The organism is Streptomyces sp. CC228A (assembly GCF_021390935.1).
Classification (GTDB): Bacteria; Actinomycetota; Actinomycetes; order Streptomycetales; family Streptomycetaceae; genus Streptomyces.
Genome location: NZ_JAJPUI010000003.1, coordinates 58,653 through 79,734 on the forward strand (window position 1 = coordinate 58,653; position 21,082 = coordinate 79,734).

The following is a 21,082-nucleotide window of genomic DNA, read 5'->3' on the forward strand; positions in this document are numbered from 1 at the left end:
GGGGACAGGCCGGTTCGGCACCGCCGTCGTGGGCGCGTGGGGTCCGGGCGCCGGGGCGCCGGGCCCGCTCGGCGTCACGGGCCTGCGGGGGGTGCGAGGGGGGTCAGCCCTTCGTGCCGCCCGCGGTGAGGCCGGCGACGAGGTTCCGCTGGACCAGGAGGAACACCAGTCCCGCGGGGACCGTGATGATCACCGCGCAGGCGGTGAGGTAGCCCCACTCCGCCTTGTGCTGGCCGATGAAGCTCTGGAGGCCGACGGAGAGGGTGAGCATCGAGTCGCTGGACAGGAAGGCGCGGGCGAAGGCGACCTCGCCCCACGCGGTGAGGAACGAGTAGAACGCGGTGACCGCGAGGCCGGGCTTGGCCAGCGGCAGGATCAGCCGGTAGAAGGTGCCGAAGGGGGTGAGCCCGTCGACGCGGCCCGCCTCGTCGATCTCGTGCGGGATCGTGTCGAAGTAGCCCTTCATCATCCACGCGCAGAACGGCACCGACACCGAGCAGTAGGTGAGGATGAGGCCGAGGTACGAGTCGAGCAGGCCGAGGCCGCCGAGGATGTTGTAGAGGGCGACGATGAGCACCGCCACGGGGAACATCTGGGTGATGAGCAGCACCCACATCAGCGACTTGTGGCCGGGGAAGCGCATCCGGGAGATGGCGTAGCCGGTGGAGGCGGCGACGAACACGCCGACCAGGGTGGTGCCGGCGGCCACGAGGACGGAGTTGGCGAACCAGCGGGGGAACTCGGTCTCCGTCAGGACGTACGTGTAGTTGGTGATCTCCAGGCCGCCTTCGGCGCTGGTCGGCTTGGTCCAGCCGCTCCGGCCGCGCAGCGAGATGAAGACCATGTAGACGATCGGGAAGACCGCGACGACGCTGGCCGTGACGAGCCCGGCGTGCAGCCCGAGGGACGCGAGCGGGGAGCGCTCCTCGCGGCCCCGGACCTTGCGGGCCCTGCGGGTGCCGGTCGCGGCGTGGGCGGGGGCCGCGCCGGCGGGCTTGTTCCGGGGGGCGGTGACCGTGCTCATCGGGCGGTCTCCTGACGGTTGAGCATGCGCCGGTAGAAGGCGGCGAAGACGAGGAGCATGGAGAGGATGATGATCCCGTAGGTGGCGGCGCCGGCGTAGTCGCGCACGGACCCGAAGGCCAGCCGGTAGGCGTACGTCACGAGGATCTCGCTGTTCAGGGCGTTGGCCTCACCGAGCATCAGGTAGATGATCGGGAACATGTTGAACGTCCAGATGGTGCCGAGCAGGATCACCGTGGCGCTGACCGGGCGCAGTCCCGGCAGGGTGACGTGGCGGAAGCGCTGCCAGGCGCTGGCCCCGTCCATCTCGGCGGCCTCGTACTGCTCGCTGGAGATGGACTGGAGGCCGCCGAGGACGGCGACCATCATGAAGGGCACGCCGAGCCAGACGTTGACGCCGATGACGGCGACCTTCTGCATGAAGGTGTCGCCGAGCCAGTCGACGGGGGCGAAACCGAGCGAGCCGAGCACGGCGTTGAAGACGCCGGACTCGGAGTTGTACATCATGCGCCAGATGTAGGTGGCGACGAACGCGGGTACGGCCCACGGCAGGATGAGCAGCACCCGGTAGAGGGAGCGGCCCTTGAGCTTGCGGTTGAGCAGGAGGGCGAGGCCCAGGCCGATGGTGTAGTGGAAGAACACGCAGGACGCGGTCCACACCACGGTCCACCACAGCTTGGGGTAGAACTCTCCGTCGGCACCCGACAGCACCCGCCAGTAGTTGTCGAAGCCGACGAACTGGTAGGTGGCGGGGATCTCGGCGGCGCCGAGCTGCTTGGCGACGTTGAGCTCGTTGGCGTCGGTGAACGACAGGTAGACGCCGCGGCCCAGGGGGTAGGCGACGAGCACGCCGATGACCAGGACCACCGGCAGCACCATGGCCCAGGCGTACCAGTGCCGGTCGTAGGAGCGCTTCATGCGCGTGAGCAGCCCGGCCCGGGCAGGCCGCTGGGCCTTGGCGGGGTCTGCGGTGGCTGTGTTCATGGGCGTTCTTTTCCCTCGGGTCCCTCAGTGCGTACGGGTCCGGCCCGGACCGGCGCGCCTGTCGGGGAGGGCTGCCGGTCCGGGCCGAAGGGTGCTTACTCGACCGAGTACTCCTTGAGGGAGTTGATGTTGGTCTTCCACTTCTCGGCGGTCGTGTCGAGGCCCTGCTCGACGGAGGCGTTGCCCTTGAGGATCTCGACGTACTGCTTGGTCCACTCGGCGAACATGTCGCTGACGCCGGCGACCGCGGGGCGCGGGGTGGAGTCGGCGAGGACGTTCTTGAAGGCGGCCCGGATCGGGTCCGCGACGACCTTGACGGTGTAGGCGTCGTCACGGGTCGGCAGGACGCCGGTCTGGAGGGAGGCGAACTCCTGCGACTCGGCGGAGGTCATGAAGGCGACGAACTTCTGGGCCGCGTCCTTGCGGGGGGCGTCGGCGCCGTTGTAGACGACCAGGTTGTGGCCGCCGGTGGGCGTGCCCGCCTGGCCGGAGGAGCCGGCCGGCACGGCGGCGACACCGAGGTTGTCCTTGTTCTTGAAGGCCTTGCCGGTCAGGTCGTCGGCCGTGGACCACGGGCCGTTGACGACCATGGCGACCTTGCCGTCCTTGAAGGCGGCCTGCATGTTGTTGTAGCCGTCGGTGTAGTCCGGCTTGACCGCGACACCGCTCTTGATCATGTCGACGACGGTCTGGACGGCCTTCTTGCCGCGCTCGTCGTTGACGGTGATCTTCTTGTTGTCGGTGTCGACCATCAGGCCGCCCTCGCCGTACAGGAACGGCAGGGCGAAGTAGCTGTCCGGGTTGAGGTAGATGCCGTCGACGCCGGTCTTGTCCTTGATGGTCTTCGCGGCCGTGGACAGCTCGGCCCAGGTCTTCGGCGGCTGCACGCCGGCCTTCGCGAAGACCTCCTTGTTGTAGAGGAGGGCGAGGGCGTCGGTGACCTGCGGGACGCCGTAGAGCTTGCCGTCGACCTTGGCGCCGTCGACCAGGCCCTGGTTGAAGGAGCCGATCTCCTTGACGGCGGGGGTGCCGTCGAGCGGGGCGAGGTACTGGAGCTCGGCGAGGCCGGCGGTCCAGCCGACGTCGGCGCGCAGCACGTCCGGGGCGTTGCCGGCCTGGGCGGCGGTCTTGTACTTCTGCTCGGCCTCGGCGAACGGGACGTTCTGGTACTTGACCTTGATGTCCTTGTTGGCCGCCTCGAACTTCTCGATCAGCTTCTTGTACGTCGGCGCCTCGTTCGTGGCGTCCGACGTGTCCCACCAGGTGATGGTGACCGGACCGTCGGCCGCCTTCTTGTCCCCGTCGCCACTTCCGCCGCCGCACGCCGTGGCCGCGAGGGCCAGGCTCGCGACGAGCGCGGTGGCTGCTATGCCACGCCGCATGTGAACTCCTTCGAACGATCCCGGTTGCTGCAGACCGCTCCTTCGCGGGGGCGCCGGGTTGCCAGGAACGTAACAGGGATGAAAACGCGCCGAAAGACCTTGCGGCAAATTTCTGCAAGGCCCGGGGATCGTTACATCCACGTGTCCCTACAGTTGCCGTCGCATCGCTTGACACCCCAGGCGCAGCCGCCTCCCGACCGCTTCCACCCGCCTCGGCAAGGGCTCTTGCACCGCGCTGTCCGGCTCTGCAAGCCTTTGCACGGCTCTTGCAGAAGCGTCGCATACCGGCCTGCCGCCGGACGGCGGCCGGCGACGGGCCGGAGCACCGCGCCGCGGCCCCGCCTCGGGGGGTGGACGGCATCCCTGAGACCCGCTCCGTACGGCATGCAGCGGTTCGGGGCGCCGGCGAAGGGGCCCGCGGCCCCGCAGGCACCACTCCGGCCCGCCCCCGCACCGCACCGCACCGCACCGGCACCACACCCCCGGTGGCCGGACCGCACCGGCGCCGCAACTCCCGGTGGCCGCACGACCGCACCGCGCGACCGGGCACCCGTGGGCGGGGCGGCTCGCGCACGGCGGCGAGCCGTGCGGGGCGGCCGGGCCGCGGGCGCCCCGGGTACGGGCGCGAGTGGCACGGCAGCACCGCTTCAGGCGCCCGGGGCGCGGGCCACGGGCGCTCGTACCGGCGGATTCCCGCACCTGGTGGGCAATCCGACGCGCGCCCGGTACAGTCGCACCACATGACCGCGCGGCTTGCCGACATCGCAGCCCAGGCGGGGGTCAGTGAGGCCACAGTCAGCCGCGTGCTCAACGGCAAGCCCGGCGTGGCCTCGGCCACCCGCCAGTCCGTGCTGGCCGCACTGGACGTGCTCGGCTACGAACGGCCCGTGCGGCTGCGGCAGCGCAGCGCCGGCCTCGTGGGCCTGATCACCCCCGAGTTGGAGAACCCGATCTTCCCCGCGCTGGCGCAGGTCATCGGCCAGGCGCTGACCCGGCAGGGGTACACGCCGGTGCTGGCCACGCAGACGCCGGGCGGCTCCACCGAGGACGAGCTCACCGAGATGCTCGTGGACCGGGGCGTGGCCGGGATCATCTTCGTGTCCGGACTGCACGCCGACACCACCGCCGACACCCAGCGCTACGACCAGCTGCGCGGCAAGGGCGTCCCGTTCGTCCTCCTCAACGGCTTCTCCCCGCACATCCAGGCGGCGTTCGTCTCGCCCGACGACCGGGCGGCGATGAAGCTGGCCGTCACCCACCTCGCGTCCCTCGGCCACAGCCACATCGGGCTGGCCGTCGGCCCGAAGCGGTTCGTGCCGGTGCTGCGCAAGATCGAGGGCTTCCACACCGGCATGCGCGAGCGGCTCGGGCTGACCCCCGAACAGACCGAGGAGCTCGTCCAGCACTCCCTGTACACGCTCGAAGGCGGACAGGCAGCAGCGGCGGCGCTCATCGACCGCGGCTGCACGGCGGTGGTGTGCGCCAGCGACATGATGGCGCTCGGCGCGATCCGGGCCGCCCGGCAGAAGGGGCTGCACGTGCCCCGCGACGTGTCCGTGGTGGGCTTCGACGACTCCCCCCTCATAGCGTTCACCGACCCGCCGCTCACCACGATCCGGCAGCCCGTGCAGGCCATGGGGCAGGCGGCGGTCAGGGCGCTGCTGGAGGAGATCGGCGGCACCCCGGCGCCGCACGGGGAGTTCGTCTTCATGCCCGAGCTGGTCGTTCGCGGTTCAACCGCCTCCGGCCCCCAGGGACAGAGGTCCCCCGAGAGGCGTACGGCTGGCGACGGAAATCCGTTTGAAGGATGATCGAACAGATGGAGCTTTCTGGCAGACTCTTCCCCCATGGGTGACGGGACATTGACGACGTTGGACGGCCGCACGGCGGCCCCGACAACCCCTGTGGAGGAGGCCCGGACAGGCCGCCCGGAGGAGCAGCCGACCGCTTGGCAGCGGCTGCGCGCACCCCGCCGCCCGACCATCTGGTTCGAGATCCTCCTCCTCGGAGCCAGTTACGCCGTGTACTCGCTGATCCGCAACGCCGTTCCGGAGCAGAAGGCCCAGGCCATGCGGAACGCCGACTGGATCTGGGAGTTCGAGCGCAGCCTGGGGCTGGCCTTCGAGAAGTCCGTCAACCACGCGGTGGACTCCGTGACGTGGCTCATCGTGTCGATGAACTACTACTACGCCACCCTGCACTTCGTGGTGACCATCGGTGTGCTGGTGTGGCTCTACCGCCGGCACCCGGGCCGCTACGCGGCGGTGCGGGCGGTGCTGTTCTGCATGACGGCGGTGGCCCTGCTCGGCTACTACCTGTACCCGCTGGCGCCGCCCCGCCTCATGGAGGGCGAGAACTTCGTCGACACCGTGATCAAGCACGGCACGTGGGGGTCGATGGCCTCCGGCGACCTGAAGAACATGTCGAACCAGTTCGCCGCGATGCCGTCGATGCACATCGGCTGGTCGCTGTGGTGCGGGCTGGCGCTCTTCGCCCTGGCGAAGGCCCCGTGGGCGCGGATCCTCGGGCTGCTGTACCCGGTGCTGACGCTGGTCGTCATCGTCGCGACCGCCAACCACTTCTGGATGGACGCCGTCGGCGGCGTCCTGTGCCTGGGCTTCGGTGTCGGCATGGCCTACGCCTGGTACGGCGCGCTCCCGCAGCGGCTGCCGCGCGACGTGGAGCCGCCGCGGGGGCCCTCCGGCGGGGGCGGGGCCACGGCGATGCGGCTGGCTCCGCGCAGCTCGCTGGAGGCGTAGCGCCCCGCAGGCAGCGGCGAGAGGCGCGGTCGGCGGTGGCCCACTCCCCTGGCGCCCCTGCCGGGCGCGGCCGCTCGGCGCGTACCGCCCGCGCCTGCTCCGTACCGCCGCACCCGGGCGTCAGGACCCGTAGAACAGGTCCTCCATGACGGCGCGGGCCCGGCGGGTGGTGCGGCGGTAGCCGTCGACCATCTCCCCGACGTGCCCGGGGCCGTAGCCGAGGTAGCGGCCCACGGCGGCCAGCTCGCGGGTGTCCGACGGGAAGGTGTCCCCGGCCCGTCCCCGGACCAGCATCACGCCGTTGCGGACCCGGGTCGCCAGCACCCACGCCTCGTCCAGCGTCCGCGCGTACCGCTCGCTGATCAGGCCCGCCTCCCGGGCCGCGGCGAGGGCCGCGCGGGTGCGCGTGGTGCGCAGCCCCGGCACCTCGTGGCCGTGCCGCAGCTGGAGGAGCTGCACGGTCCACTCCACGTCCGACAGGCCCCCGCGCCCCAGCTTGGCGTGCAGGGACGGGTCGGCGCCGCGCGGCAGCCGCTCGTTCTCCATGCGGGCCTTGAGGCGGCGGATCTCCAGCACGGCGGCGTCGTCGAGGCCCTTGGCGGGGTAGCGCAGCGGGTCGATCAGCTCGACGAAGCGCCGCCCGAGGTCCTCGTCGCCCGCCATCGGCTCGGCCCGCAGCAGGGCGTGGCTCTCCCACACGCGGGACCAGCGCCGGTAGTAGGCCGCGTAGGAGGTGAGGGTGCGCACGAGGGGGCCGTTGCGGCCCTCCGGGCGCAGGTCGGCGTCGATGAGGAGCGGCGGGTCGGCGGTGGGCAGCTGCAGCAGCCGCCGCATCTCCGCGACGACCCGGTTCGCGGCGCGGGCGGCCTCCTGCTCGTCGACGCCGTCGCGCGGCTCGTGGACGAAGAGGACGTCGGCGTCGGAGCCGTAGCCGAGTTCGTGCCCGCCGAAGCGGCCCATGCCGATGACGGCGAACCGGGTGGGCAGGGTGTCGCCCCACTCCGCGCGGACGGCGGCCCGCAGGGCCCCGGCGAGGGTGGCGGCGTTCAGGTCGGTAACGGCCTGCCCGACCCGGTCGACGAGCGCCCCTGCGTCCATGGGGGTGGGCGCGTCCTCCGTCCCGTACGAGTCGATGAGGTCCGCCGCCGCCGTGCGGAACAGTTCCCGGCGCCGTACGCCGCGGGCCGCCGCGACCGCCTGCTCGGCGTTCCCCGCGCGGTTGACGGCGGCGATGATCTCCGGTTCCAGCTGGGCGCGGTCGCGCGGGGTGAGCCCCTCCGCGGCGCCCAGGATGGCGACCGCCTCCGGGGCGCGCAGCAGCAGGTCCGGGGCGAGCCGGCCGGCGGACAGGACGCGGGCCAGGTTCTGCGCGGCGGCGCCCTCGTCGCGCAGCAGCCGCAGGTACCAGGGGGTCTTGCCGAGCGCGTCGGACACCTTGCGGAAGCCGAGCAGGCCGGCGTCGGGGTCGGCGGAGTCGGCGAACCAGCCGAGCAGCACGGGCAGCAGGGTGCGCTGGATGGCGGCCTTGCGGGTGACGCCGGAGGCCAGGGCCTCCAGGTGGCGCAGGGCGGCGGCGGGGTCGCGGTACCCGAGCGCTTCGAGGCGCTCGCCGGCGGCCTCGGCGCTGAGCCGGGCCTCGCCGGGGGCGAGCCGGGCGGCGGCGTCGAGGAGCGGCCGGTAGAACAGCTTCTCGTGGAGCCGGCGGACCACGGAGGCGTGCCGGCGCCACTCGCGGCCGAGCTCCGCGACCGGGTCGGTGCGCAGGCCCAGGGACCGGCCGAGCCGCCGCAGGTCCGCCTCCCCCTCCGGTACGAGGTGGGTGCGGCGCAGCCGGTACAGCTGGATGCGGTGCTCCATGGCCCGCAGGAAGCGGTACGCGTCGGCGAGCTGGGCGGCGTCGGCGCGGCCCACGTACCCGCCTGCGGCGAGGGCGTCCAGGGCGTCCAGGGTGGTGCCGCTGCGCAGGGCGGGGTCGGTGCGGCCGTGCACGAGCTGGAGGAGCTGCACGGCGAACTCGACGTCGCGCAGGCCTCCGGGGCCCAGCTTGAGCTCCCGGTCGACGTGGGCGACGGGGATGTTGTCGACGACGCGGCGGCGCATCTTCTGGACGTCGGCGACGAAGTTCTCGCGTTCTGCGGCCTGCCAGACGAGCGGGGCGAGCGCGTCGACGTAGGCGGCGCCCAGCTCGGGGTCGCCCGCCACGGGGCGGGCCTTCAGCAGGGCCTGGAACTCCCAGGTCTTCGCCCACCGCTGGTAGTAGGCGACGTGGGAGGCGAGGGTGCGGACCAGCGGCCCGTTGCGGCCCTCCGGCCGCAGGTTCGCGTCGACGGGCCAGATGGTGCCCTCGACGGTGGTCTCGGAGCAGATCCGCATCAGGTGGGAGGCGAGCCGGGTGGCGGCCTGCAGCGCCCGCCGCTCCTCCGTGCCGTCGACCGCCTCCGCGACGAAGATGACGTCCACGTCGGAGACGTAGTTCAGCTCGTGGCCGCCGCACTTGCCCATGCCGATCACGGCGAGCCGGCACAGGGCGGCGTCGTCGGGGGCGGCGGCGCGGGCGATGGCGAGGGCGGCGCGGAGGGTGGCGGTGGCGAGGTCGGCGAGCTCCGCCGCGGTCTCGGCGACGTCGGTGGTGCCGCACACGTCGCGGGCCGCTATGGCGATCAGGCACCGCCGGTAGGCGACGCGCAGCGCGCCCGGGTCGGTGGCGGAGGCGAGGTCCCGCTCGAACTCCGCCACGCCGGGGTGGAGGTCGTCCGCCTCGTACGTGACGAGGGCTTGCCAGTCCAGGGGGTGGCGTGCCAGATGGTCGCCGAGCGCCTCGGACGCGCCGAGCACCCCGAGGAGCCGGTCCCGCAGCGGCTTGGCGTGCAGCAGCGTGGACAGCAGGGCCTGCGGGCCCGGGTCGGCGGGCTGCGCCTCGGCGATCCGTACCAGGCTGCGCAGCGCGAGGTCCGGGTCGGCGGTGGCGCCCAGGGCGTCGAGGAGCACGGGGTCGGTACGGACGGAGGCCATCGCGGGGGCGCCGAGCAGCCGCTCGGCGTCGGACGGGTCGGTGAACCCGTGCCGCAGCAGCCGCGTGAAGGTACTGCTCCGCCGCCCAGGCGCCGGCACCGCCATGCCCAGCTCCCCTTCCACGTCCGTACCTTCCCCGAGCTTAACGGCCGGGCGTACGGCACCGCCGCGGGCGGCGCACCGGTGGGGCGGGCGGCGCGCCGCGGGCCCGGGCGGGGTGCCGGGGGCGCCGCCGGGCGGGGCGGGCCGCAGCGGCGGGGCTGCGTGGCGGCGACCCCCGGAGCGGGGTGTTCCGGCGGGGGATGTACCGTACGTCGACCCTGTGCCCGGTTCGGCACGGACATGAGAAGAGGAGCGGCGGCGGCATGAAGACCCGGCGTACGTGGCGCAATGCGCCGAGGAAGTCGGAGACCGGCGGTGCGGTGGCCACCCGGGTGGCCCGGCTGCTGAAGGCACCGGGGGCGTTCCGGGGGCGGTGGGCGTGGGTGGCGGGCAGCACGGGCGTGCTGGTGCTCGGCCTGCTGGCGGCGTGGCTGCTGGCCGGCGACGGGAAGCCGACGCCGCCGGACCCGCGGGCCCGCCAGTACAAGGACTTCAACGCCTGCCTGCTGACGGACGACAAGGGCGTCACGTCCGGCACGACCGCGGCCACCGTGTGGGAGGGCATGCAGGAGGCGTCGGGCGACACCCGGGTGCGGGTCACCTACGTGCCCGTGACGGGGCCGCAGACCGTCGACAACGCCCTGCCGTTCATGAACGGGCTGCTCCAGCGCAAGTGCGCGGTCGTCCTCGCGGTGGGCGAGCCGCAGGTGAAGGCGGCCGAGCAGCAGGCGGACACGCACCAGAAGATACGTTTCGTCACTGTTGACGGCACGAAGAAAGCGGCCAACATCACCGCCGCCCGCACCGGCGACGGGCTGAAGGACACCGTCGCCGACACCCTTCGGGACGTCGTCGAAGCGGCCGGCATGTGACGGCCGGGCAGACAGTTCCCGACAGCGGGTAAAGGCACGGCAAAGTACCCGTACCCGAGTGGAACTGACGTACGGCCATCGGGCAGGCTCACGAGGCTTCTGTAAGCAACGTGTAAAGTTGAGGCCTGACCCATGGATAATCGTTGGGTCCGCGGCTCTCGCCTGTTTCCACCGGGTCGTACCGGCAGACGCAGAGTGAGGGCGACCGCGGTCACCACGCTGATATCCCTGTCCTTGCTGCTCAGTACCGAGCAGGCCATGGCCAACGGGGTGTCACTGCCGCCACTGTCGATGCCGAAGATGTCCCTGTCGGGGGTGTGGGAGTGGCTGAACACCAAGCCGCTGGACACTCCTGACCAGGAGGGCGGCACCGCTCGCGGCAAGAGCCACAAGGCGTCCGCGGACGACACCAGCGCCGAGGGGGGTGTCGGCCGCAAGCCCGGTAAGGGCAAGGGCGAGCTCGACCCCTTCGAGCGGCCCGTCGACGAGGTCGAGAAGGCGACGACGGGCAAGGCGCCCGGGAACGCCGACAGTTTCGACCCCAAGACCAGCCGGCGCGATGCGAAGAAGTCCACGGAGACCTCGGACTTCTTCGTCAACGCCGACGGTTCGACCACCGTCAAGCACTACACCGGCCCGGCCAACTTCAAGGCCGAGGACGGCACCTGGAAGCCGATCGACACCCGCCTGGTGGAGGAGTCCGACGGGCGCCTGTCCCAGCGGGCCAACTCCCTGGACGTGGAGTTCGCCGGCGACGCCGCCGACCAGCAGCTGGCCTCGGTGGACTTCGGCGACGGCCGCTCTCTGGCGTACTCGCTGCGGGGCACGGCGAAGGCCGAGCCGACGGTCGACGAGCAGAGGATCGTCACCTACCCCGCGGTGCTCCCCGACACCGACCTGCGGCTGGTGCCGCTGGCGGAGGGCTTCAAGGAGCTGCTGGTCCTGCACTCGCCGGACGCGCCGAACTCCTGGCTGTTCCCGCTGGAGCTGAAGGGCCTGACCCCGCGCCTCACCGACGCCGGGGACGTGGAGTTCACCGACGGCGACGGGAAGGTCGCCGCCCGGATCCCCCATGCCTTCATGGAGGACTCCAAGATCGACCCGCGGTCCGGTGACGCGACCCGCTCGCAGGCCGTCAGCTACGAGCTGGTGGAGGAGGACGGCAAGCCGGCGCTGCGGATGACGGCGGACGAGAAGTGGCTGAAGGACCCCGAGCGGGTCTACCCGGTCACCGTCGACCCCACCGTCACCGCGAGCAACACCACCTACGTCCAGTCCAACTACAGCGCGGACCGGTCCACCGAGAACACCCTGAAGGTCGGCTCGTACGACGCGGGCACGAACAAGGCGAACTCCTTCCTGCAGTTCTCCTCGCTCAGCACGACCCTGAAGGGCCAGCGCGTCACCTCGGCCAAGCTGAACGTGTACGCCTCCTGGTCCTCCACCTGCAGCGCCACGGTGTTCTACGCCCACCCGGTGACCCAGTCCTGGTCGCCGTCGACGACGACCACCTACCCGGGTCCGTCGCGCGGCGCGGCCATCGGCTCGGCCAAGGTCAACCCGGGTTCGTCCTGCACGAACACCAGCGGGTCCACGAGCGTCGGTGTGAAGATGCCGGTCACCCTGGACACCGGCTGGTTCGACTGGGTGGCCACGGGCGGCGCCAACTACGGCCTCGCCCTGACCGCGCCGACGAACGACAACCTGCACTGGAAGAAGTTCCACTCCGACAACTCCACGACCTCCACGTGGCGCCCGGCGCTGGAGCTGACCTACACGGCGAACACCAAGCCGCAGGTCACCGCGCAGTACCCGCCGGTGAACTTCCAGGCGAACACGCTCCAGCCGGAGCTGCTGGTCTACGCCTACGACTCCGACAAGTGGCCGTCCGCGCTCAGCTACACCTTCGAGGTGTACGACGCGGACAGCTCCAGCACCACGCCGGTGGCCACCTCGGGCGCGCTGACGCGCGGGGCGTGGAAGATCCCCTCGGGCAAGCTGAAGTGGAGCAAGAACTACGCCTGGTATGTGGCGGTGTCCGACGGCTACGCGGAGGTCGTCCACTCCAGCCGGTTCACCACCGCCGTGCCGCAGCCGCCGATCACCTCGGGGCTGGCGCAGAACACCGACGGGCACGAGTTCGACCCGTCGGACGGCAACTACACCACCGAGGACACCGACGCCGAGGTGTCGGTGGTCGGCCCGTCGCTGGAGATCGACCGGTCCTACAACAGCCTCGACCCGCGCATCGACAACGCGTTCGGTGCGGGCTGGTCGACGGTCGTGGACATGAAGGCCGCCGAGTTCAAGGACCCCTCCGGCGCGGTCACGCACGTCGAGATCACCTACCCCGGCGGTGAGCAGGTCGCCTTCGGCCGCAACTCCGACGGCACGTTCGTGCCGCCGCTGGGCCGCTACGCCCGCCTCCAGGCGGTCACCGGCGGCTACACGCTCACGGACAAGGACTTCACCGAGTACCGCTTCACGCAGGCGGTGTCGGGGAAGGCCGGGACGTACGCGATCAGCGCCATCAAGGACTACGCGGGCCGCACGGAGACGTTCACGTACACCTCCGGCAAGCTCACGAAGATCACGAACGTGGTCTCCAAGCGGTCGCTGACCCTGACGTGGTCGACCCCGGCCGGCGCCACCGCCGCGCACGTGGCGACCGTGACGACCGACCCGGCGACCGCCGGTGACGCCGCCACGGCCCAGACGTGGACGTACGGGTACGCCGGCGACCAGCTGACCAAGGTGTGCACCCCGGCCGACCCGCTGAAGTGCACCACCTACGGCTACACGACCGGCAACCACTACCGCACCACGGTGCTGGACGCGGACCCGTTCGCGTACTGGCGCCTGGGTGAGGCGGCGGGTGCCACGGCGGCCAAGGACAGCGTCGACATCAACCAGGGCAAGTACAACGGCCTGTACCGCGATGTGACGCTGGGCGCGGCCGGTCCGCTGGCCGGGTCGACGCAGAAAGCGGCCGCGTTCAACGGCACCAGCTCCTACGTGGAGATGCCGTCGGCGCCGGGTGCGACCCCGTCGTACATGTCGGTGTCGCTGTGGTTCAAGACCACCGACGCGGGCGGTGTGCTGTTCTACTACGGCGACAAGCCGCTCAGCGACCCCGACCCGGTGAAGAACACCACGAAGAACACCCCCGCGGTGTACGTGGGCACCGACGGCAAGCTGCGCGGCTGCCTGGCGATGTCGCCGGGCTGCATGTCCACCATCACCTCCGCGGCCACCGTCACCGACGGCAAGTGGCACCAGGCGGTGCTGACCGGCCAGGCCAACAGCCAGACGCTGTACCTGGACGGCGCGGTCGTCGGCTCCCTGACGGGCACCATCAACGACTGGAACCAGCCCTACATCACCCTGGGCGCGGGCGTGAACCACGACGGCTGGCCCGCCATGGACCCCAACGACAAGCTCGGCCACTACACAGGCGACCTCGCCGAGGTCGCCATCTACTCCGAGCCGCTCACCCCGGCCGTGATCACCGCCCAGTACAAGGCCGCCAAGAACCCGGCCGGACTGCTGAACAAGGTCACCACGCCGGAGGGCAAGGTCCGCGCCTCGGTCGTCTACGGCACCACCGACGACCAGGTCCTGCAGGCCACCGACGGCGACGGCGGCACGTGGAAGCTCCACACGCCGACCATCACCGGCTCCTCCGAGGTGTACCGCTCGGCCGTCATGGGCTCCGCCCCGACCGGCTACTGGCGCCTGGACGACACCGGCGCCGCCCCGCAGGCCGCGAACCAGGTCAACACCGGCTTCGGCACCTACAACTCCGTCACCCAGGGCGTAGCCGGCCCCTTCGGCACCGGCGACGCCACCGCCGTCTCGTTCAACGGCACCTCCTCATACGCGGAGGTGCCCTTCACACCGTGGCACGGCTCGTCCGAGCGCGCGGTGGAGCTGTGGTTCAAGACGGGGTCGCCCGGTGTGATCCTGTCGGACCAGTCGCAGCCGCCGACCGGCACCACGCCGACCGGCTCGTGGAACCCGCTGCTGTACGTGGGAGCCGACGGCAAGCTGCACGGCCACTGGTGGAGCGTGTCGGGCTCCGGGAGCACCGCCTTCGGCTCGGCCAAGACGGTCAACGACAACAAGTGGCACCACGCGGTCCTGTCGGCGTCCGGCACCAAGCAGACGCTGTACCTCGACGGCGTCAAGCAGGGCGAGTACAGCGGCGAGGCGAAGGACCAGGTCAACACCCGCACCTTCCTCGGCGCGGGCTTCGGCAAGTACTGGTACCAGTCGCCCGGTGACGTGAGCTTCTTCAACGGCTCCATCGCCGAGTTCGCCGCCTACGGCCACCCGCTGTCCGCCGAGGACGTGGAGGCGCACTGGAAGGCGTACAAGGCGTCCTCCGGTGTCGCACCGGTCAAGACGGTCAAGCTGACCGACCCCGGCAACAAGACGCTCACCTACATGTACGACGCGGAGATGGGCAACCGCCTGCTCGCCGCGATCGACACCAACGGCAAGCGCACCACGTACGGCTACGACACCGGCGGCTTCCTGCACACGGTGACCGACGCCAACGGCAACCGCAGCATCAACGGCCACGACGTCCGCGGCAACACGGTCTCCACGACCACCTGCCAGGACACCGCGGCCAACAAGTGCTCCACCGAGTACTACACGTACTACCCGGACGCCACCACGGCATTCCCGCCGATGGACCTGCGCAACGACCTGCTCCTCACCGAGCGTGACGGGCGCTCGTCCGGACCGACGGACAACCGGTACCTCACGTCGTACACGTACGACGCCTCCGGTCAGCTCACGTCGGTGACGACGCCGCCGGTGGCCGGGCACCCGAACGGGCGCACGGCGACGACGACGTACACCACGGCCTCCACCCCCGCGGCGGAGGGCGGCACGGCGACGGCCCCGGCCGGACTGCTGGACACGGTGACGACGGCGGGCGGCAAGAAGACGAGGCACGTCTACTACGCCAACGGCGACCTCGCGGAGGTCGTCGACGCCAACGGCGCCAAGGTGACCTACACCTACGACAACCTGGGCCGCCAGGTGGCGAAGAAGGAGGTCTCCGACGCGACGCCGGACGGTCTGACGACGACGTACACGTACGACAAGAACGACCAGATCGTCACGGAGACCGGTGAGAAGGTCACCAACCGGGTGACCGGCGCGGTGCACCAGGCCCGGACGACGACCGGCTACGACGCGGACGGCAACATCCTGTCGCAGACGGTGTCCGACCTGAGCGGCGGCGACGCGGCGCGCACCACGTCGATGACGTACGACGCGTACAACCGCATGGCCTCGCGGACGGACCCGGGCGGCGACACCACGTCATTCGAGTACGACGGCTACGGCAACAAGGTCAAGGAGACCGACCCCGACGGCTCGGTCATGACCTTCACGTACGACGGGGAGAGCAGGCCGCTCACCACGAACCTGCTGGACTTCGTGGGCGACCCGAACAACCCCTCCTCCCCCACCACCCTGGTGACGGAATCGCGCGCGTACGACCCGGCGGGCCGGCTCGCGTCGATCACCGACGCGATGGGCTGGGTCACGGAGTACACCTACACGGACGACGGCCTGTCGGCGTCGGTGGTCCGCAAGGACCCGGCGAACGGCAAGTCCTTCACCGAGCAGGCGAACACCTACGACGCCGCCGGGAACCTGATCAAGCAGGTCACGAACGACGGTCAGACGACGCACACCTTCACGGTGGACGCCTCCGACCGCGTGATCTCCTCGATCCTCGACCCGAACGGCCTGCGCCACACGACGACCGTGTCCTACGACCCGGACGACAACGTGGTGACGGAGTCCGAGTACGACCCGGCCACGGGTGACCGCAGCACGGTCGACCGGCTCTACGACAACCTGGGCAACATCACCGGCACCACCGTCCACGACGGCACGGTCGCCCCGGTGGCCCGCTACAAGCTGGACGAGACCACCGGCTACTCGGTCGGCGACTCCTCCGGCGCGAACCACACGGGCACCCACGGCACCGGATTCCACTGGAACACCGACCGCGGCGGCAGCGCCGCCTTCGACGGCACCGCCGAGGCGTACGCGCAGACGGACGGGCCGGTGGTCAACACCAACGGCAGCTTCACCGTCTCCACCTGGGCGAAGATCTCCGACAAGACCATCGACCACGGCCTGGTCTCGCAGAACAGCGAGAACGTCTACGGCTTCGTCCTGTACTACTCCCGGGGCTCCGGCTGGACGTTCCTGCGACGGGTCGCGGACAGCACGAGCGCCTCGTACGTGAAGGCGTCCTCCGGCACGGCCGCGGTCACCGCGAACACCTGGGCGCACCTGACGGGTGTCTACGACGCCGAAGCGGCCATGCTCCGCCTCTACGTCAACGGCACCCTCGCGCAGGAGACGCCGTTCACCACCCCGTGGGAGTCCACCGGCCCGCTGCAGCTCGGCCGCTGGCAGATCGGCACCGGCTACGACGGCGAGTTCACCGGCGGCCTCGACGATGTCCAGGTCTACAGCGAGGCACTGACCGCAGCACAGGTCTCGGCGGTCAAGGGCGGCACCCTGCCGGCCTCAGGCAGCTCGGTCCGCTCCACCACATGGAAGCTGGACCAGCGCGGCCTGCCCGTGTCGATGACGGACCCGAACGGACAGACCACCGACTACGGCTACGACGAGGGAGGCCAGCAGTCCACGGTCACCGAGCCCGCCGTCCAGGCGGAGCAGGAGGGCGGGGCCCCGGTCACCGTCCGCCCGGTCACGATGATGGGCTACAACACCTTCGGTGAGCAGACCGAGGTCTCGGACCCCCTGGGCAACGTGACAGTCGTCGCGTACGACGCCGAGGGCCAGGAGTCCTCGGTGACGATGCCGAACTACACCCCGCCGGGTTCCACGACCCCGATCACGGCCACGGCCTGGACGGAGTACAACAGCCTGGGCCAGGTCACGGCCGAGGTGGACCCGATGGGCAACCGCACCACGTACACCTACACGCAGCTGGGAGCCGTGGCCTCGGTCACCGAGCCGGGCGGCGGTACGACGCAGTACACGTACTCCCGCAGCGGTGACCAGCTCTCGGCGACCCGCCCGAACGGTGCACGGCAGGAGATGACCTGGGACTACCTGGGCCGTCAGCTGACCGACACCACGATCGTGCGCCAGCCGACGCAGCGCGCCTACACGGCGATCAACGAGTACGACGCCCCGGGCGGCGAACTGTCCCGGACCGTGAGCCCGACCGGGATCTCGGAGTCGTACAAGTACGACGTGCTGGGTGAGATGACCGAGCTGACCGACTCGGCCGGCCAGGTGACGAAGTTCGTCTACAACATGGACGGCGAGGTCACCAAGACCATCGAGCCGGACGGCACCAGCACCACGGTGGAGTACGACGGCTTCGGCCTGCCGGTGTCCACCAGCGACCTGGCGGCCGACGGCACGGTCATCCGCACCGCGCGGGCCACGTTCGACCGTGCGGGCAACCCGATCGCGTCGACGGACTACCGGGGCCACACCACCACCTTCACGCTGGACCCGACGGGTCTGGTGACGAAGGCGGTGCAGCCCGTCTCGGCCGGCGAGTCGATCACCACGACCTTCGGCTACGACGCGGCGGGCAACCGCACGCGTTTCACCGACGGCCGCGGCAACAAGTTCCTGACCACCTACAACAGCTGGGGGATGCCGGAGAAACTCATCGAGCCCTCCACTCCGTCCCACCCGGACCTCGCCGACCGCACCTTCACCACGGTGTACGACGCGAACGGCCGCGTGGCGGAGCAGCGCGCCCCCGGCAACGTGACCGTGTCCCATGTCTACGATGCCAAGAGCCGCCTGGTCCGCCAGACCGGCACCGGCGCCGAGGTGGAGACGGTCGACCACACCTACACGTACGACTCCGACGACCGCCTGGTCGCGGCAGCCGGTGTGGGTGACACCACCAACACCTTCAGCTACGACGACCGCGGTCTGCTGCTGTCGACGTCCGGCCCGTCGGGTGCGGCCTCCTTCGCCTACAACGGCGACGGCGCGCTGACGTCCCGCACGGACGCCTCCGGCACGTCGACCTTCGGGTACGACTCGGCCGGCCGGCTGAAGACGGTCAACGACGGTGCCACCGGCGCGTCGATGACCTACGGCTACGACGTCAACAGCAACGTCACGTCGATCGACTACGGCGCGGGCAAGGCCAAGCGCAGCTTCGGCTACGACGCCTTGAAGCGCCTGACGAGCGACAAGCTGACCGCCCCATCGGGCACGGTGCTCTCGCAGATCACCTACGCCTTCGACGCGAACGGCAACGAGACGTCGAAGACGACCGCGGGGGTGATCGGCGCGTCCACGAACACGTACACGTACGACTGGGCGAACCGCATCACGTCCTGGAACAACGGAACCACCACGGAGGTCTACGGCTACGACGCGTCCGGCAACCGCACCCGCGTCGGCGGCGACACCTACACCTACGACGCCCGCAACCGCCTCACCTCGGACGGGCACAACACCTACGGCTACACCGCCCGCGGCACGATGAGCTCCATCGTGGACGAGAGCGGCACCACCACGGTGGTCAAGGCCGACGCCTTCAACCGCGTGATCAACGAAGGCGACCGCACCTACCAGTACGACGGCTTCGACCGTGTCCTGTCGGCGAGCGTCGCCGGCGGCAGCGGACCCCTGTACGACTTCAAGTACAGCGGCATGGGCAACGACGTGGCGTCCGACGGCAGCGCGGTCTACAGCCGCAACGCCGACGGCAGCCTGATCGGCGTGAAGACCCCGACGTCGTCGGCGCTGTACATGACGGACCTGCACACCGACGTGGTGGCGCAGTTCACCGACAGTGGCGAGACCCTCACCGGGTCCACGACGTACACGCCGTTCGGCAAGGTCACCCAGACCACCGGCATGGTGGGCAACCTCGGCTACCAGTCCGGCTGGACCGACCCGCAGACCGCCAAGGTCAACATGGCCGCGCGCTGGTACTCGCCCGAGACCGGCCAGTTCAACAGCCGCGACACGGCGAACCTGAGCCCGCTGCCGAGCTCCGTCACGGCGAACCGGTACGCCTACGCGGACCAGAACCCGATGACGATGACCGACCCGACCGGCCACTGGTCGATCGGCGGCTTCTTCAAGAAGGTCACCAAGAAGGTCAAGAAGGTCGCCAAGTCGGCCTACAAGAAGACCAAGAAGGTGGTCAAGAAGGCCGCCAAGGTCGTCAAGAAGGCGGCCAAGAAGGTCAAGAGGGTCGTCAAGAAGGTCGTCAAGCGGGCGAAGCGGGCCGTTCGGAAGACGGTGCGCTATGTCAAGGACAGCGTCAAGAAGGTAAAGAGATACGTCAAACGGACCTATAAGCGCGTCAAGAAGTACGCTCACAAGGTCGTCAAGAAGGTAAAGAAGGCCGTCAGAAAGGTGGCCAAGGCCGCCAAGAGCGTCGCCAAGAAGGTGGTCAAGGCAGCCAAAAAGGTCGGCAGAGCCGTCAAGAAGGCAGCCAAGGCAACCGCCAACTTCGTCAAGAAACACGCCGGAACCATCGCCTCAGTGGCGGTGGGTGTGGCGGTGTTCGCCGGCTGTACCGCGTTGACAGCAGGTGTCGGAGCCATCGGCTGCGCCGCCCTGGCAGGCGCGGCCGCCAACGGCGTCGGCTACATGATGAGCGACGGACCCAAGTCCGTCGGCGGATTCCTGGGAGCCGTGGGCGTCGGTGCGCTGACGGGCGCGCTCGGTGGCGCGGCCGGCGGTGCGGTCTCCGGTGCGGTGGGCCGCCTGCTCGCCAACACCGGCGGCAGGGTCGCCCAGGGCGCGGCCATGGGCGCGGCCGGCGGCGCCGCCGAAGGCGCGGTCGGCTACGGCGTGACCTGCGCGGCCAGCGAGGAAGGCTGCAGCGCCAAGGGCGCGGCGACGGCCACAGCCGTGGGGGCCGTCAGTGGCGGCATCTTCGGAGCCGCAGGCAGCAAGTTCGGCCCGAAGTCCAAGCCGCAACCAGGAAACAACTCCTCCCCTTCGACGAGCCAAGGTCGTGCATCCTGCCCGACGCCACACAGTTTCACCGGCCTGACCGGCGTTCTGATGGCCAACGGCTCGACCAAGCCGATCTCTGAGGTCAAGGCCGGGGACTATATCCTCGCAGCCGAGCCAGGCAAGAAGGAGAAGGAGAAGCGCAGGGTCAAGGAGGTGATCGTCACCACTACGGACCGCAACTACGTCGATATCGTCGTCGCTACGAAGTCCGGCCCCAAGACGATCCAGACCACGAAGCACCACCAGTTCTACGAGGCCACCGCCAATGCCTGGACTCAGGCGGCCAACCTCAAGAGCGGCCACAAGCTCCAGACGGCAGGCGGCGAGTCGACCTCGATCATTGAGGTCACGTCGTACACAGCTGAACGCATCACATACGACCTGAGCGTCGACGGTTTGCACACGTACCACGTGGCAGCCGGGGACGACACCAACGTCCTGGTCCACAATTGCACCACGGGCGGCGCCCGCTTCACGGTCGACAGCCAGGGAGTGGTCACTGACGCCCAGACCGCGATGCCGACGGTGCGCTACAACCGCCAGCGAGACTACGGCGGAGCCCAGACGGACACGCCGGCAGGTCGTGCCGCCCGCGCTGCGGCAGAAGGACAGCCGTGTCCCGAATGCGGCAACATCATGCAGTCAGGGACCCCCACTCGGCCCGTCCCCGAACACGATCCGCCGCTCGTACTCCACTATTATTTCCATGGTGGATGGCAGATGACCGATGCGCAGCGACGCGCGCATGCGCAGGTCGGAATCAACGGCGCAGCGTGCTGGGCTTGCCAGAGAAGTCAGGGTGCCGTCATGGCGAGGGTCTCCCGAAAGATCGCCCAAGCCTTCGGCATGCGGCGACGCTGATGGAAGGTTCGAAAGTGCAAAATGAATCACTAAGGCGACACCTGCACGATAGTTGGCCTGACCGCCAGCA

8 protein-coding genes are annotated in these 21,082 nt (G+C 70.3%); 4 read left to right on the forward strand and 4 right to left on the reverse strand.

Annotated elements, in window-relative coordinates; genetic code table 11:
* Positions 1-103 precede the first annotated feature (103 nt).
* The 3 genes from L6E17_RS10220 to L6E17_RS10230 form a co-directional block, all read right to left on the reverse strand.
* The gene (locus tag L6E17_RS10220; RefSeq protein WP_236240473.1) at positions 104-1,024 is read right to left on the reverse strand and encodes a sugar ABC transporter permease; all 921 of its coding nucleotides are present in this window, start codon (positions 1,022-1,024) and stop codon (positions 104-106) included.
* The gene (locus tag L6E17_RS10225; RefSeq protein WP_236240474.1) at positions 1,021-2,007 is read right to left on the reverse strand and encodes a carbohydrate ABC transporter permease; all 987 of its coding nucleotides are present in this window, start codon (positions 2,005-2,007) and stop codon (positions 1,021-1,023) included. Before L6E17_RS10225 ends, L6E17_RS10220 begins: the two co-directional genes overlap by 4 nt.
* Positions 2,008-2,102: 95 nt before the next feature.
* The gene (locus L6E17_RS10230) at positions 2,103-3,389 is read right to left on the reverse strand and encodes an extracellular solute-binding protein (RefSeq protein WP_236240475.1); all 1,287 of its coding nucleotides are present in this window, start codon (positions 3,387-3,389) and stop codon (positions 2,103-2,105) included.
* 740 nt (positions 3,390-4,129) lie between these two features.
* Between L6E17_RS10230 and L6E17_RS10235 the strand changes: the two genes are divergently transcribed.
* Positions 4,130-5,200, forward strand: a complete 1,071-nt coding sequence (locus tag L6E17_RS10235; RefSeq protein ID WP_236240476.1) for a LacI family DNA-binding transcriptional regulator — start codon at positions 4,130-4,132, stop codon at positions 5,198-5,200.
* Between the two features lie 36 nt (positions 5,201-5,236).
* Positions 5,237-6,148, forward strand: coding sequence for a phosphatase PAP2 family protein (locus L6E17_RS10240; RefSeq protein ID WP_236240477.1), 912 nt, complete (start codon positions 5,237-5,239; stop codon positions 6,146-6,148).
* A gap of 120 nt (positions 6,149-6,268) precedes the next feature.
* On the opposite strand, the gene L6E17_RS10245 is transcribed toward L6E17_RS10240, so the two are convergent.
* Complete coding sequence (locus L6E17_RS10245; RefSeq protein WP_236240868.1) at positions 6,269-9,265, reverse strand: bifunctional [glutamine synthetase] adenylyltransferase/[glutamine synthetase]-adenylyl-L-tyrosine phosphorylase; 2,997 nt, start codon at positions 9,263-9,265, stop codon at positions 6,269-6,271.
* A 260-nt stretch (positions 9,266-9,525) separates the two neighbouring features.
* Here L6E17_RS10245 and L6E17_RS10250 point away from each other — a divergent pair, with 260 nt between their 5' ends.
* Both L6E17_RS10250 and L6E17_RS10255 read left to right on the forward strand, forming a co-directional pair.
* Positions 9,526-10,134 (forward strand): BMP family ABC transporter substrate-binding protein, encoded by a 609-nt coding sequence (locus tag L6E17_RS10250; RefSeq protein WP_236240478.1) that lies wholly within the window; start codon positions 9,526-9,528, stop codon positions 10,132-10,134.
* 234 nt (positions 10,135-10,368) lie between these two features.
* The gene (locus tag L6E17_RS10255) at positions 10,369-21,012 is read left to right on the forward strand and encodes a LamG-like jellyroll fold domain-containing protein (RefSeq protein ID WP_236240479.1); all 10,644 of its coding nucleotides are present in this window, start codon (positions 10,369-10,371) and stop codon (positions 21,010-21,012) included.
* Positions 21,013-21,082 lie beyond the last annotated feature (70 nt).